14 protein-coding genes and 1 pseudogene are annotated in these 13730 nt (G+C 63.4%); 7 read left to right on the top strand and 8 right to left on the bottom strand.

Annotated elements, in window-relative coordinates:
- Window positions 1-110: 110 nt before the first annotated feature.
- On the top strand, window positions 111-959 hold the full coding sequence (locus KU884_RS15710; RefSeq protein WP_167783505.1) for an outer membrane protein assembly factor BamD: 849 nt from the start codon (window positions 111-113) through the stop codon (window positions 957-959).
- Between the two features lie 303 nt (window positions 960-1262).
- On the opposite strand, the gene glnB is transcribed toward KU884_RS15710, so the two are convergent.
- From glnB to KU884_RS15745, 7 genes are all read right to left on the bottom strand, one after another.
- A complete protein-coding gene (glnB, locus tag KU884_RS15715; RefSeq protein WP_167783506.1) occupies window positions 1263-1601 on the bottom strand; it encodes a nitrogen regulatory protein P-II in 339 nt (112 codons plus the stop codon).
- Window positions 1602-1624: 23 nt separating this feature from the next.
- A complete protein-coding gene (locus KU884_RS15720) occupies window positions 1625-3256 on the bottom strand; it encodes an NAD+ synthase (RefSeq protein ID WP_167783507.1) in 1632 nt (543 codons plus the stop codon).
- A gap of 80 nt (window positions 3257-3336) precedes the next feature.
- Entirely contained in the window at window positions 3337-4209 is an 873-nt protein-coding gene (sucD, locus tag KU884_RS15725) for a succinate--CoA ligase subunit alpha (RefSeq protein ID WP_167783508.1), read from the bottom strand.
- A gap of 34 nt (window positions 4210-4243) precedes the next feature.
- Window positions 4244-5419 (bottom strand): ADP-forming succinate--CoA ligase subunit beta, encoded by a 1176-nt coding sequence (sucC, locus tag KU884_RS15730; protein ID WP_167783509.1) that lies wholly within the window; start codon window positions 5417-5419, stop codon window positions 4244-4246.
- A gap of 387 nt (window positions 5420-5806) precedes the next feature.
- Window positions 5807-6394: a hypothetical protein gene (locus KU884_RS15735; RefSeq protein ID WP_167783510.1), complete on the bottom strand. Its 588-nt coding sequence runs from the start codon at window positions 6392-6394 to the stop codon at window positions 5807-5809.
- Between the two features lie 2 nt (window positions 6395-6396).
- Window positions 6397-7017, bottom strand: coding sequence for a YiiX/YebB-like N1pC/P60 family cysteine hydrolase (locus tag KU884_RS15740; RefSeq protein WP_167783511.1), 621 nt, complete (start codon window positions 7015-7017; stop codon window positions 6397-6399).
- Window positions 7018-7053: 36 nt separating this feature from the next.
- Window positions 7054-7545 carry a type VI secretion system tube protein Hcp gene (locus KU884_RS15745; RefSeq protein WP_167783512.1) on the bottom strand — a complete coding sequence of 164 codons (492 nt, stop codon included), beginning with the start codon at window positions 7543-7545 and terminating at the stop codon, window positions 7054-7056.
- 379 nt (window positions 7546-7924) lie between these two features.
- Between KU884_RS15745 and KU884_RS15750 the strand changes: the two genes are divergently transcribed.
- The 6 genes and pseudogenes from KU884_RS15750 (at window position 7925) to KU884_RS19175 (ending at window position 13252) form a co-directional block, all read left to right on the top strand.
- Window positions 7925-9547 (top strand): PAS domain-containing sensor histidine kinase, encoded by a 1623-nt coding sequence (locus KU884_RS15750; protein WP_167783513.1) that lies wholly within the window; start codon window positions 7925-7927, stop codon window positions 9545-9547.
- A gap of 2 nt (window positions 9548-9549) precedes the next feature.
- Window positions 9550-10902, top strand: a complete 1353-nt coding sequence (locus KU884_RS15755; protein ID WP_174813764.1) for a sigma-54 dependent transcriptional regulator — start codon at window positions 9550-9552, stop codon at window positions 10900-10902.
- Window positions 10903-11283: 381 nt separating this feature from the next.
- Window positions 11284-11748, top strand: a complete 465-nt coding sequence (locus tag KU884_RS15760; RefSeq protein ID WP_217351510.1) for a prepilin-type N-terminal cleavage/methylation domain-containing protein — start codon at window positions 11284-11286, stop codon at window positions 11746-11748.
- Window positions 11749-11956: 208 nt separating this feature from the next.
- Window positions 11957-12607 (top strand): hypothetical protein, encoded by a 651-nt coding sequence (locus tag KU884_RS15765; protein ID WP_167783516.1) that lies wholly within the window; start codon window positions 11957-11959, stop codon window positions 12605-12607.
- A gap of 171 nt (window positions 12608-12778) precedes the next feature.
- A pseudogene (locus tag KU884_RS19295) lies at window positions 12779-12887 on the top strand (prepilin-type N-terminal cleavage/methylation domain-containing protein); the annotation flags it as partial.
- A 38-nt stretch (window positions 12888-12925) separates the two neighbouring features.
- Complete coding sequence (locus tag KU884_RS19175) at window positions 12926-13252, top strand: hypothetical protein (RefSeq protein WP_371807963.1); 327 nt, start codon at window positions 12926-12928, stop codon at window positions 13250-13252.
- A 63-nt stretch (window positions 13253-13315) separates the two neighbouring features.
- Here KU884_RS19175 and KU884_RS15775 read toward each other — a convergent pair whose 3' ends face one another.
- The gene (locus KU884_RS15775; RefSeq protein ID WP_254432274.1) at window positions 13316-13690 is read right to left on the bottom strand and encodes a diguanylate cyclase domain-containing protein; all 375 of its coding nucleotides are present in this window, start codon (window positions 13688-13690) and stop codon (window positions 13316-13318) included.
- Window positions 13691-13730 lie beyond the last annotated feature (40 nt).

Raw genomic sequence — 13730 nt, forward strand, 5'->3', positions numbered from 1 at the left:
GTTTACCAGCAAGCACGTCCGCTTGAGGCGGCTGCGTCCCGTGCTATGCGTCGCGACCATAGTCGCCTAGAATATTGCGTTCGATCATTCAGCCGCTTACTGAAGGTGTCATGGTACGTCTCTCTGCCCTGCTGCTCTCTCTGGCCTTTGCGCTGACCGCCTGCGGAGGTGGTGGCTCCCCCCAGGTCACCGACCCCACATCACCCGGTTACCAGGGCGAACAGCGCCGTGGCGAGCGCACCGCCGAGGAACTCTACGAGCGCGCCCAGGAAGCCATGCAGCGGGGCAACTACCGCACCGCTGCGGAACGGCTGGAGAACCTGCAGTCCCGGTATCCCTTCGGGCCGTACGCACGTCAGGCGCAGCTCGATCTCATCTACGCCTATTTCGAGGCCCGGGAAATGGGCTCGGCCATCAATGCCGCCGACCGGTTCATGCGCCTGAATCCGCAGGACGAGCATGTGGCCTACGCCAGCTACATGCGCGGCCGGGCCAATCTGGACCGGGGTAACGATTTCCTCACCCGCACCTTCGACATCGACCGCCGGACCCGTGATCCCAACGCCATCCGGGAAGCCTACGCGGACTTCCAGGTGGTGGTGGACCGCTTCCCGGAGAGCGAGTACGCGGACGATGCCGAGGAGCGCATGGTGCTACTGCGACAGCACCTGGCCTTCTACGAGATGTACGTCGCCGACTGGTACATGCGGCGAGGCGCGTATGTGGCCGCCGCCAACCGTGCCCAGAACGTGATCGAGAATTTTCAGGGCACGCCGTCCGTGCGCGACGCCCTGGGCGTGCTCGCCGAGGCGTACGGCCACCTGGAGCTCACGGATTTGCAGGCGGACGTGGTCCGGGTCATCGAGATGAACTACCCGGATCACCCGGCGTTGCGGGATACGCTGTTCTCGCCGGGGCTGGGTGATGCGTCATCCGTGGAGGATGATCAGGAGTCGTAGGACGGTTGTCGTGGCTCCTGCGGGGGCTCTGATCCCGTAGGGCGGACCTTCAGGTCCGCCATTCCCCGACCTGCAAGCCAAGGCACTCTATCAAAGCCCGCTTCCGCGGGTCAGGGCCTGAACTGCCGCATTTGCTAGCCCCATTGGCTGGCGTGTCTGTTGACGGCGGACCTGAAGGTCCGCCCTACGGGAGCTTGATGCATCCCGCGCCCGCCTGTGGGAGCGACGTCAGTCGCGACATTCATTCCAGAGCTCCGGAGTCTCCCGCCTTCGCGACTGACGTCGCTCCCACAGGGGGAGTCATCAGATCGCTTCTTCGTTCTCTTCGCCGGTGCGGATGCGCAGGACGCGGTCCACGTTGGTGACGAAGATCTTGCCGTCGCCGATCTTGCCGGTCTTGGCGGCGTTGATGATGGCCTCCACGCAGCGGTCCACCTGGTCGTCGCCCACCACCAGCTCCACCCGCATCTTGGGCAGGAAATCCACTACGTACTCGGCACCGCGGTAGAGCTCGGTGTGGCCCTTCTGGCGGCCGAAGCCCTTGACCTCGGTGACGGTCATGCCGGTGATGCCGATGTCCGACAGAGCCTCGCGGACGTCGTCCAGCTTGAATGGCTTGATGACGGCTTCGATCTTCTTCATGGCAACCTCGTTCGTTGTCGGGTTCAGGCCCAGGGCCGATAACCGGAAGTAATGGGGTAGCGGCGTTCGCGACCGAACGCCTTGCGGGTGACCTTGACCCCCGGCGCGGCCTGGCGACGCTTGTATTCGTTCCGGTGCAGCAGCGCCACCGCATGGCGCACCGCCTCCTCGTCAAACCCGTCGCTGATCAGCGCGGCCACGGACGCGTCCTCATCCACGTACCGGTGCAGTATGGCATCCAGTACCGGGTAGGGCGGAAGGGAGTCCTCGTCCTTCTGGTCCGGACGCAGCTCGGCGGTGGGGGCCTTGGCAATGATCCGCTCCGGAATCACCCGGCCTGCGGCGTTGCGGCGTTCAGCCAGGCGGTAGACCAGGGTCTTGTAGACGTCCTTCAGCGGTGCAAAGCCACCGCACATGTCGCCGTACAGGGTGGCATAACCCACGGCATACTCGCTCTTGTTACCGGTGGCCAGCACCATGGAGCCGAACTTGTTGGACAGCGCCATGAGCATGAGCCCACGGGCACGGGACTGCATGTTCTCCTCGGTGGTGTCCATGGCGCGATCGCCGAACACCGGCGCAAGCTCGTCCATGCAGGCCTGGAAGGCGCTATCGATGTTCAGTGTGGTGTGCTCGATGCCGAGCAGCCCGGAGCACTCGGCGGCGTCGTCCAGGCTCTCCTGGGAGGTGTAGCGCGAGGTGAGCATGACCGCGTGCACCCGGTCCGCACCGAGCGCATCCACGGCCACGGCGGCGCTGAAGGCGGAATCGATGCCGCCGGACATGCCCAGCACCACGCCGGGGAAACCGTTCTTATTCACGTAGTCCGCCAGGCCACGCACCAGGGCCTGATAAACAAGGTCATCGTCGTCCGGCAGCGGCGCAATCTCGCCCTGTTCAGGCACCAGCGCCTTGCCCTGCCGCTGGAAAACCACATCGAAGAGCCCCTCGGCAAACGCCGGCGCCCTTGCCGCCAACGTGCCGTCGCCACCATAGGCCACGGAGACGCCGTCGTAGACCACCTCGTCCTGCCCGCCTTCCAGGTTGACGTACACCACCGGCAGGCCGGCCTCTTCCTGGCGCGCACGGATCACCGTCTCGCGGTCCTGGTACTTGCCCTGGTGGTAGGGGGAGGCGTTGAGGTTGAACAGCACCTCCGCGCCCTCGTCCGCCGCCCAGCGAGCCGGGCCGGGGTGCCACAGATCCTCGCAGATGGTGATGCCACAGGCGTGGCCCTTGATGTCCACCACCAGCGGCGTGCTGCCGGGCTGGAAATAGCGCTTGTCGTCGAACACGCCGCCGTTGGGAAGATGGTGCTTGTGGTAGACGCCCAACACCATGCCGTCCTGAATCACGGCGGCGGAGTTGAACATGCCGCGCTTTTCGGTGTGCGGGAACCCCACCACCACGGTAATGCCGTGGATCTCGTCGCGAATGCGGGCCAGGGACTCGCCGATGCTGCGAATGAAATCCGGCCGGAACAGCAGATCCTCCGGCGGATAGCCGGTGAGCGTGAGCTCCGGGAACACCACCACGTCGGCGCCGTGCCGGTCCTTGGCCCGCAGGGCCGCGGCGATCACCTGCTCGGTGTTGCCGCCCACGTCACCCACGCGAGTGTTGAGCTGGGCCATTGCAACGCAGAGCCGATCGGACATGCCGGGGCACTCCATGCGGATTCAGTGAAACCGCCGCCGGGACCCCGGCGGCGGCAGGCTGCGTCGGGCGGGTACCAATCTCAGCCCAGCAGGGCCTTCATGCGTTCGCCGATCTCCGCCGGGGAGCGCACGGTGGCCACGCCGGCCTTCTCCAGGGCGCCGAACTTGTCGTCCGCCGTGCCCTTGCCGCCGCTGATGATGGCGCCGGCATGACCCATGCGCTTGCCGGGAGGCGCCGTCACACCGGCGATGTACGCGACAACGGGCTTTTTCACGTGGGCCTGGATGTACTCCGCGGCCTCTTCCTCGGCGGTGCCGCCGATCTCGCCCACCATGACGATGCCTTCGGTCTGCGGATCGTCCTTGAACAGCTCGATCACGTCCACGAAGGACATGCCCTGGATCGGGTCACCGCCGATGCCGACACAGGTGCTCTGGCCGAGCCCGGCGTCGGTGGTCTGCTTGACCGCCTCGTAGGTGAGCGTGCCGGAGCGGGAGACGATGCCGATGCGGCCCTTCTGGTGGATGTGCCCCGGCATGATGCCGATCTTGCACTCGTCCGGCGTGATCACGCCCGGGCAGTTGGGGCCGATCAGGCGCACGTCGTCGTAGTAGGCGAGCGCGGCCTTGACCTTGAGCATGTCCAGCACCGGAATGCCCTCGGTGATGCAGGCGATCACCTTGATGCCGGCGTCCGCCGCCTCGAGGATCGCATCCGCGGCGAAACCGCCGGGAACGTAGATCATGGACGCCTGGGCGCCGGTGTCACGCACGGCGTCCTTCACCGTGTTGAAAATCGGCAGATCCAGGTGAGTCTCACCGCCGCGGCCGGGGGTCACGCCGCCAACGATGCGGGTGCCGTATTCCAGGGCCTGGGTGGCGTGGAAGGTGCCCTGCTTCCCGGTGAAGCCCTGGACGATGACCTTGGTGTCCTTGTCGACAAGAATACTCATTACAACAACCTCGCAGTGATTCGGTGGCGTGGACTCAGGCGGCCTTGCCGACGGCGGCGACCATCTTCTTCGCCGCATCGGAGAGATCGTCCGCGGCGATCAGGTCCAGCCCGCTGTCCTTCAGCATGGCCTTGCCCTGCTCCACGTTCGTGCCTTCCAGACGGACCACCACGGGGACGTTGACGCCCACTTCCTTCACCGCGGCAATGATGCCCTCGGCGATCATGTCGCAGCGGACGATGCCACCGAAGATGTTCACCAGCACCCCTTCCACGGAATCGCTGGAGAGGATCAGCTTGAACGCCGCCGACACCCGCTCGGTGTTGGTGCCGCCGCCCACGTCCAGGAAGTTGGCCGGCTCGCCGCCGTGGACCTTGACCACGTCCATGGTGGCCATGGCCAGGCCGGCGCCGTTGACCATGCAGCCGATGTTGCCGTCCAGGGTGATGTAGTTGAGGTTGTGCTTGGCGGCCTCGACCTCGGTGGGATCTTCCTGGGAGGCGTCGTACATGGCCTCGATGGCCTTCTGCCGGCCCACCTCGATGGCGTTGTCATCGACGTTGAGCTTGGCGTCCAGCGCCAGCAGCTCGCCCTCGCCGGTGACAATCAGCGGGTTGATCTCGATGAGGCTCAGGTCCTTGGCCAGGAACAGCCGGTAGAGGCCGTCCATCACCTTCACGAGCTGCTTCACCTGGTTGCCGTCCAGGCCCATGGCAAAGCCCAGTTGCCGCGCCTGAAAGCCCTGCAGCCCGGCCACGGGGTTCACGGCCACGGTGATGATCTTCTCCGGCTCGGTGGCGGCCACTTCTTCAATGTCCATGCCGCCGGCGACGGAGCCCATGAACACGATGCGCTTGGTCGCCCGGTCCACCACCGCGCCCAGGTAGAGTTCGGACTTGATATCAAGCCCCTGCTCCACCATCACGCTGTTGATGGGCATGCCCTTGTCGTCGGTCTGGTGGGTGACCAGGCGCGTGCCGAGGATGGACTGGGTGTACTCGCGCACCTCGTCCTTGCTCTTGCAGACCTTCACGCCCCCGGCCTTGCCGCGGCCGCCGGCATGCACCTGCGCCTTCACCACCCAGACGCTGCCGCCCAGCTTGTCGGCGACGGCCACGGCCTCGTCCGCCGACGCGGCGACATCGCCCTTGGGGATGGGAATGTTGTATTCGGAGAACAGTTCCTTTGACTGGTACTCGTGAAGATTCATGGTAACGCCCGACCTCCCGAGAAAATGGAACCGCAATTCTCCACCAACAGCCGGTGTAAATCAAAGCGAAGGCAGCGCCGGCGTTACCGTTGGAAACACGTCCGCCAACGGCAGCCTGGCACCCTGGCGTAGGGCGGACCTTCAGGTCCGCCATCTCCAGACATGCAGGCCAGCTTCGTAGGGCGGACCTTCAGGTCCGCCGATGGCGTTTCGATGAGCCGCCCTGGTTTGCATGTCCTTATGACGGCGGACCTGAAGGTCCGCCCTACGATTGTTACTCCAGGTCCGCCGTGTCCCCACGTACCGGTCAAACCCACCCATCCAGGCCGAACCCTCACGCCGTATCCAGCGGCTTGATCCGCGCCACCTGATACTGAACCGACCCTCCTACTCCCCCATCAACCACCGCTCCAGCCAGGTACAGCGCCGGCCGCAGCGGTGCAGGTCGGGGTGGCGGTCCACGCTCCAGTGCAGCGCCTCGATGGTGAACGGCTCGTTGCTGCGGATGCGGAGGGCTTCGAAGTGTTCGATATCGTCCGGTATTGCAGGAGGCCGAGACAGGAAATCTTCGAAGTCACCGTGGTGCGTGCCGAAGGCAAGAATCAGCCGCCCGGTTCTCACACCAAGACTTCCCGTTCCATGGACCCGAACCTCGTTACCGTTATCACCAACGAGGATGATGTCCGGTTCGATCAGAACGCCGTCAACCCGACGGGGATTGAACTGGTTGACGTAGTCCTTTGGATCGTGCAAATCGTTCGACTCGTACTGCTCTCCGTCAAGCACCAGGTGCAGACGTTGGCGGCCCTCGTCATTGATCTGCAGGGGCTGCTCAAGAGTGAATGCTTGCCAGTGCGTCCTCACTTCCAGGGGCCCATTGACAATGTCGTCCTGATCCTCGGGCCACGTATGAGGGTCGACGCACCCCGCCAGAAGGAGGCCGAGCACCGCCGTCACTGCAACGAGCCGCGCCACGATCATTCTCCCCCTCGCAGGTAGCCAAGGAGTTCAAGTGACTGTGTATGCAGTACGCCGCCCGGACCCGCGCGATGCGCCCGTCGATCCACCAGTGGTGCGCCGGCCACTTCGTAGGCACGGAACACCAGCTCGCTGCAGAAGAAGCTCGCATCGTGGCCGTCCACCGCGAGGACTGCCGGAACCTCGTCAAATGCTGACAACGAAAGTCTCGCCAGCCCGATCCGGTAGCCGGGTGCACCCGGCGCAGCGGCAACCCGAGCGGCGCCGGTGGCGTCATAAGGAGAACCAGCCTGTTTCTCCGCCCACTTGACAGCCAACTCACGTTGCGCCCGAGTCGCATTATTGCTTCGGAATACGGCAGCCAGGTTGCTACGCCCCAGCAGTTCCCACAATGCGCCTCTCTGCACCCCTCCGGCAGGGACGGCATCAATGGCTCGTCCCGATCCCCGGTACAGAATCACGTGACTGAACGGTGCATTGGTCGCCGCCTGAATAAACCGCGAACTCTTCTGTGGATTGGCCGTGGCGATGATATCGCCCGGCTCCAGGGTGGAGGCGGAAATGCACCTCTCGGCACCGGGATTCAGGCCGGCACGTGCAGGATCGATGGATACATCCATGTGGAACTCTCCCTCCATGTCGGTAAGCCGTTGAAGCTACTTCCTCTTGTTCGTGGCAGCGTCAAAACCCACAACGATCGGGCTCAGGGCGCTGCCGTCATCGTCGTAAGGGACGTAGCGTTGCTCCAGGGCGCGAAAACTCAGAGTGATGGCCTCCAGCGGCCGTGTAACGTCCTCTGCGTTGGCGTTCACCTGGTAGCCACTGACCAGCGCATGGTCGAGCGTGTACGTGTTGAAAACGTCCGCGCCGCAACCATCGCCGGTTTTCGTCAACACCAGGGTGACTGTTCTGCCCCGGCCACAGCAGGCCAGACGGAACAGCTCGGGCGAGGTGCGATCCATGAACTTGTTGAGCGTCAGCTCCAACATTTCTGCGTTGCCGCTTTCCCGGCCACAGCGGGCCCCGGAGCGGGAAGTGACCTTGCGGCTGGTTCCCCAGGTCAGGTCGACAACGTCGATCCAGCCCGGGTGATTGGCATCGGCGGCTTCGCCGTTATCGATTCCCTCGATGTGCATGAAGATGCTCATGATGTGACGTCCCTTTCCACATCCCTGTTGCCATGGCACGTGCGGAAAATCTAGAACACCAGGATGTGTTCCACAAGCGTGCTCACGCCGCATCCGCCCCCTGGAGATCGGCACGGACTCTGGCTGGTCGCGAAGGGCAGCATCGTAGGGCGGACCTTCAGGTCCGCCAATCAGGCTTCGACAAGCCACGTTGGCCTGCATGTCTGGAGACGGCGGACCTGAAGGTCCGCCCTACGATGCTGCGATTCTCCGGTTCACGACGAGTCGTAAAGCCCCTCAACGACGTGCCTCCGGAATCACATCACAGTCACGCCGCGCGCGAACCCCTATAATCGCGCTCCGAACAGGATTACGGGCACCAGCCAGGAGGCACCTCGTCTTGAGCACCCTCGGCGAGCACATCGGCACAACCGCGGACAGCGGCCAGGAGCGCTATACCTGGCGGCCGCTGCGGCTGTTCGCGTACTACCGGGTGCTGGTGGCGCTGATGCTGAGCCTGGCCTTCGTCACCGGCCAGGACACCTTGTTCATCCGCTCGGAACAGCCGGTGCTGTTCCTGCAGCTCGCCATCGTCTACCTGACCGTCGCCCTGGTGGCGCTGGCGATGGCGTACCAACTCAAGCACTTCCTCACGCTCCAGGTGTGCGCCCAGACCGTGCTCGACATCCTGCTGCTGAGCGCCCTGATCTACACCACCGGCGCCCAGGATCCGGGCCTGGCGGTGCTGATGCTGGTGGCCGTGGCCGGCGGCGGGATCCTGGTGGGCACCCGCCTTGCCGCGCTGTTCGCGGCACTGGCCTCGCTCACCCTGCTGTTCCTGGAATTCCTCACCCAGCTCGATGCCGCCGCCGACACGGCGGGCTACACCCAGGTAGGCGCCTTCGGCGTGGCCCTGTTCCTGGTCACCCTGGCCGGCAACCTGCTCGCCCGCGGCGCCCGGGAAGGCTACGCCCTGGCCGAACAGCGCGGCGAGGATCTCGCCGATCAGGAGGTGTTGAACGGCCATATCGTTCAGCGCCTGCAGGACGGCGTGCTGGTGCTGGATCGCAGCGGCCGCGTGCGGCTGATGAACGCCACCGCCTGGAAGCTGCTGGGCCAGCCGGCGCAGCTCGACGCCCCGCTGCTGGAGGAGCTCTGTCCGCCCCTCGCCGAGGCCCTGGCATCCTGGCGCGAGCAGCCCGCGCAGGAGGCGGCCCCGTTCCAGGCCACCCGCAAGAGCCCGGAACTGCAGCCGCGCTTCCGGCGGCTCTCGGATGCCCCGGGCGGCGGCATTCTCATCTTCCTGGAAGACCGGGCGGAGATGAACGCCCAGGTCCAGCAGGCCAAGCTCGCCTCCCTGGGGCGCCTCACCGCCAGCATCGCCCACGAGATCCGCAACCCCCTGTCGGCCATGACCCACGCCGGCCAGCTGCTGGGCGAGGCGGAGCTCGACAAGGGCGACCAGCGGCTGGTGGAGATCATCCAGCGCCACGGCAAGCGCCTGAACAACATCGTCGAGAACGTCCTGCGGCTTTCCCGTCGCCAGCAGCCCAACCAGGAGCCGGTGGAGCTGGATGCCCTGCTGGACGACGTCCGCCAGGATGTGAACAACCAGCCCGAGCTGCACCCGTTGCAGCTCCGGGTCGAAGGGATCGCCGATCGCCTGATCGTCCCCTTCGACCGGGGGCATCTCCATCAAGTGCTGACGAACCTCATCACCAATGCCACGCGTCACGCCCGCCACCCCGAGCGGGAGCTGGTCATCTCCCTGGTGGCCGGCCAGGATGCCCGCGACCAACCGTACCTGGACCTGGCCGACAACGGCCCGGGCATTCCGGAGGAGCACCGCGAGCGGCTGTTCGAGCCATTTTTCACCACCGCGGGTGACGGCACCGGTCTGGGGCTCTATCTTTGCCGGGAACTGTGTGAAGCCAACCACGCCCGGCTGAGCCTGGTGCAAACCGGCGCCGCCGGCACCCGATTCCGCATCACCTTCGCAGCGACAGGATCAACAACGACATGAGCATGGAACGTCCACTGGCCCTGGTCATCGATGACGAACCGGACATCTGCGAACTGATCCACCTGACCCTGCAGCGGATGGACATCGACTCCGAGCTCGCCGGCACCCTGAAAGAAGCGCGGCGATTGCTGGAGGAACACAGCTTCGATCTGTGCATCACCGACATGCAGCTCCCCGACGGCAACGGCATCGACCTGGTGGGCGAGATCACCCAGGAACGCCCGGAACTGCCCACGGCGGTGATTACCGCCTACGGCAGCATGGACGCCGCGGTCCAGGCCCTGAAGGCCGGCGCCTTCGACTTCGTCCCCAAACCCGTGGACCTCGCCATGCTGCGCCAGCTCGTCGACGGCGCCATGCAGCTCACCCGCGGCCCGAAGATCGACCGCCGCTCCCGGGACACCCTGCTGGGCGACTCCCCCGCCATGCAGAAAATCCGCGGCACCATCATCAAGCTCGCCCGCAGCAACGCCCCCGTGTACATCAGCGGCGAGTCCGGCACCGGCAAGGAGCTTGTCGCCCGCACCATCCACGACAAGGGCAACCGCCGCGAGCAGCCCTTCGTGCCCGTGAACTGCGGCGCCATCCCCTCGGAACTCATGGAAAGCGAGTTCTTCGGCCACGTGAAGGGTGCGTTCACCGGCGCCAACCGCGACAAGCAGGGCCTGTTCCAGGCCGCCGACGGTGGCACCCTGTTCCTGGACGAAGTCGCCGAACTCCCGCCGGCCATGCAGGTGAAGCTCCTGCGCGCCATCCAGGAAAAGGCCGTACGGCCGGTGGGTGCCGAACACGAGGTGTCCGTGGACGTGCGCATCCTCTCCGCCACCCACCAGGATCTCGCCCAGCTCGTCGAGGAAGGCACCTTCCGGCAGGACCTGTTCTACCGCATCAACGTCATCCAGCTTGCCGTGCCCAGCCTGCGGGAGCGTCGTGACGACATTCCGCTGCTGGTGAACCACGTGCTGGAGCGCCTCACCGGCGGCGACGACGCCGCCCCCGTGCGCGTGAGCGACACCGCCATGGGCAACCTCCGCGCCTACGCCTTCCCCGGCAACGTACGCGAACTGGAGAACATCCTGGAACGCGCCCTCACCCTCTGCGAGGGCGACACCATCGAGGCCGAAGACCTCCAGCTCCCCGACCACCCCGGCAACGGCGCCGCCGTGGAGGCCGCTGAACCGGCCCCGGAACCGGACGACGACTTCGCCCTGGACGACTACCTGGCCGACGTGGAACGCAACGTGGTGGTCAAGGCCCTGGAGAAGACCCGCTACAACAAGACCGCCGCCGCCCAGCTCCTCGGCATCAGCTTCCGCGCCCTGCGCTACAAGCTCAAGAAGCTGGACATGGAGTAAACGGCCAGCCCCGAATCGCGACTGACGTCGCTCCCACAGCGCGATGGGGGCAGCGCCTTGTGGGAGCGACGTCAGTCGCGATCAAGCCGACCTCCGCCACCCCCAACTGACAAAAAACGTCACCCAACAAGAACCACCCCACCCCGACCTGACAATCAACGTCACCCCAATGTGAACCACTTCACACGAACACCCCCAAACCCCGCGCCACTGGATGACACCGCCCCCTGGCACGCGTCCTGCAAACAGTCCCACCAGAACAAGACCAACCTCCCTCGCGGTTGAGCTGTTCTCGGCAAAACGGTAAAACGGTGCGCACTCACTCAGGACCGGGTGGGTTCCACCACAACGAAGATGGAAAGGAGCACAACCATGCACGAAATGAAGAATCAAAAGGGTTTCACGCTCATCGAGCTGATGATTGTCGTGGCCATCATCGGCATCCTGGCGGCGATTGCCATTCCGCAGTATCAGAACTACGTTGCTCGGGCGCAGTTCTCGGAGGCGCATAACCTGCTTTCTGGTGCAAGCACGACTGTTCAGGAGCGGTGGGTGCAGGGTGGCGAAGACGCTTTTGATGAAATTAACCAAGATGAGCTTGCGAACAATCTTGGTGTGCAGATGCTTGGCCAACATGGTGTTATTGACAACTTCGAAATGGACGGAGATAACCCTCGCATCATCTACCGGTTCGGGGCTGGGTTCGATGGAGAAGGAACAGAGGCCAGCCCGCGCCTAGATGGTGATGTTGTTCGGTACACGTATGATGACGAAGCGGGAACTTGGGAGTGCACCACCGACGTCTCCAGCGAGTACGTTTCTAACTGCGAGTCGGACGGCTCTTAAGAGCTGGCAGGCGGAACTCCCTAAAGTTTGGCTAGACCGAAATGGAGGATGTGATGCATCCTCCATTTCATTTTCTTTCTTAAATTTCTGAAAAGCCAGAATCTCGCCCCTCCCTCGCCCAAGGAAAAAGGGAAGCCCAAACTCACGGTTAGCAGACTTTCAAGTTGTCACCTGCCTAACGGTACTACTTATTGGCTGGTTGGTGACCTTGGCGACGGATATTCTGGGCCTTATTCCCTTCGAAATATTTATCACAAGCAAAGTAACGAGCTCACCCTTCATCTGGTACCACATATTTAGCGAAGCCGGACCCATCGAAAAAACTCAGTGGGTGTGTCTGGGGCTTGCGACCTCTATAACGCTGTATAGATATCAATGGGCAAAGACAAGCGGCCGAAAACTAGAGGCACGAGTGTTCTTCCTGTTTGCAGCGGGCCTTTTCCTCATGCTGCTGGAGGACAGCTTGAACGTCCGGCATATATTCTCCGATCATTATGTTATCCCTCTCACTCAAGGCCAACTCGAAGAAAGCATTGCCCGGCCACTCTGGGAGCTGTCTTTCTTCGCCCTACTTGCAGCTCTAATGGCATCGCCGCTGCTAATGCTCCTGAAAGGGGATAAGCTAGGGCTAGCTTTGTGGACACCCCGAAGACTTATCGTTGCTTACGTCATTTACGGTATCGTTGCGTTCGGCTCGGCGCTACGAAGACTTAACGACTGGCAAGACCGGCTGGGCCACTGGATCATATACACGCTTAACCTTGATGAAAGAGAACCTTGGAAAAGCGAACTCGAGAGGGTCGCAGCACAACTGGAAGCTGACCCAGATTTCTATTTCACAATTGGTTACCTCCCCTAACCGACCACCTGATCGAGGAATCCGTGGAACTCATCGCCGTATCACTTTTGTTAAGCGGAATAATAATATTAGCAAGGCAGTACCCAGTGGCCACCCAGTGACAACGGGCAAGCGGGTCCATGGCGCAAAACTTGCTTAGTTATATACGGACATTTCTCAGAGGACTAACCCATGAAGCAACAAGGCTTCACACTCATCGAACTCATGATCGTTGTAGCAATCATTGGCATCCTTGCTAGCATCGCGATCCCCCAATATCAGCAGTACGTTGCGCGGGCCCAGTTCTCGGAGGCACATAACCTTCTTGCAGGAGCCAGGGTGGAATCTCAGCTCCGCATACTGCAGGGGCAACCCTTGGAAGAGGGAATCGGGGAACTTGCTGATCAGCTTAATCTGACGGTCAACGGACGTCACGGTGCACTGAGCGCCACCAGCGGGTGGGATGGTGGTGACGATTTCTGGATAGAGTACACGTTCGGGGAATCCGCCGACAACGGCAATGCCGAAGTCACTCCTCGATTGCGTGATGAACGAGTTCGTTACACGTTCGGTTACTCTGGTGACGGTGAAGCTAGGGAAGGCGCCTGGCGGTGCCAGACGACCGCAGAATCGGTTTACTCCAACAACTGCGAAACCGGGCTGTAGAGCAGCCCCAGCGACTGCATTTAGCGAGCTACCCTTGGAGTCGCGGCAAGCCTGGCTGAACAGTTACGCATGCTGCGGTTCAAACCTCCCCTTCCCCGACTCCTTCGCCCGATACAACGCCGCATCCGCCGCGCCGATGAGGTCCTCGGTGGTTTCGTGGGCGTTGAGTGGGACGAAGCCAAGGCTCGCGCCCACGGGCTGATCCGTTAATCGCTCGCCCACCTGGCGAAGTTCGTCCAGCAGCCGTTCCCCGATCTGCTCGGCCAGCCGCTGGTCGCCGCTGGAGAGCAGGATGATGAATTCGTCGCCGCCCCAGCGGGCGGGGTAGTCCTGATCGCGCACCGTGGCATTGATCGCGGCGCCCACGGCGCGCAACACACGGTCGCCGTGTTGATGGCCGTAGCGGTCGTTGACGGCCTTGAAGTCGTCCAGGTCCACGAACAACAGGCCGCCGCGGCGGTTACCTTCGTTGATGCGC

The organism is Aquisalimonas sp. 2447, from assembly GCF_012044895.1.
GTDB lineage: Bacteria > Pseudomonadota > Gammaproteobacteria > Nitrococcales > Aquisalimonadaceae > Aquisalimonas.

Coding starts and splice junctions, on each gene's coding strand:
- KU884_RS15710 (WP_167783505.1), top strand. CDS start 111: ATGGTACGTCTCTCTGCCCTGCTGCTCTCTCTGGCCTTTGCGCTGACC.
- glnB (WP_167783506.1), bottom strand. CDS start 1,601: ATGAAGAAGATCGAAGCCGTCATCAAGCCATTCAAGCTGGACGACGTC.
- KU884_RS15720 (WP_167783507.1), bottom strand. CDS start 3,256: ATGTCCGATCGGCTCTGCGTTGCAATGGCCCAGCTCAACACTCGCGTG.
- sucD (WP_167783508.1), bottom strand. CDS start 4,209: ATGAGTATTCTTGTCGACAAGGACACCAAGGTCATCGTCCAGGGCTTC.
- sucC (WP_167783509.1), bottom strand. CDS start 5,419: ATGAATCTTCACGAGTACCAGTCAAAGGAACTGTTCTCCGAATACAAC.
- KU884_RS15740 (WP_167783511.1), bottom strand. CDS start 7,017: ATGGATGTATCCATCGATCCTGCACGTGCCGGCCTGAATCCCGGTGCC.
- KU884_RS15745 (WP_167783512.1), bottom strand. CDS start 7,545: ATGAGCATCTTCATGCACATCGAGGGAATCGATAACGGCGAAGCCGCC.
- KU884_RS15755 (WP_174813764.1), top strand. CDS start 9,550: ATGGAACGTCCACTGGCCCTGGTCATCGATGACGAACCGGACATCTGC.
- KU884_RS15760 (WP_217351510.1), top strand. CDS start 11,284: ATGAAGAATCAAAAGGGTTTCACGCTCATCGAGCTGATGATTGTCGTG.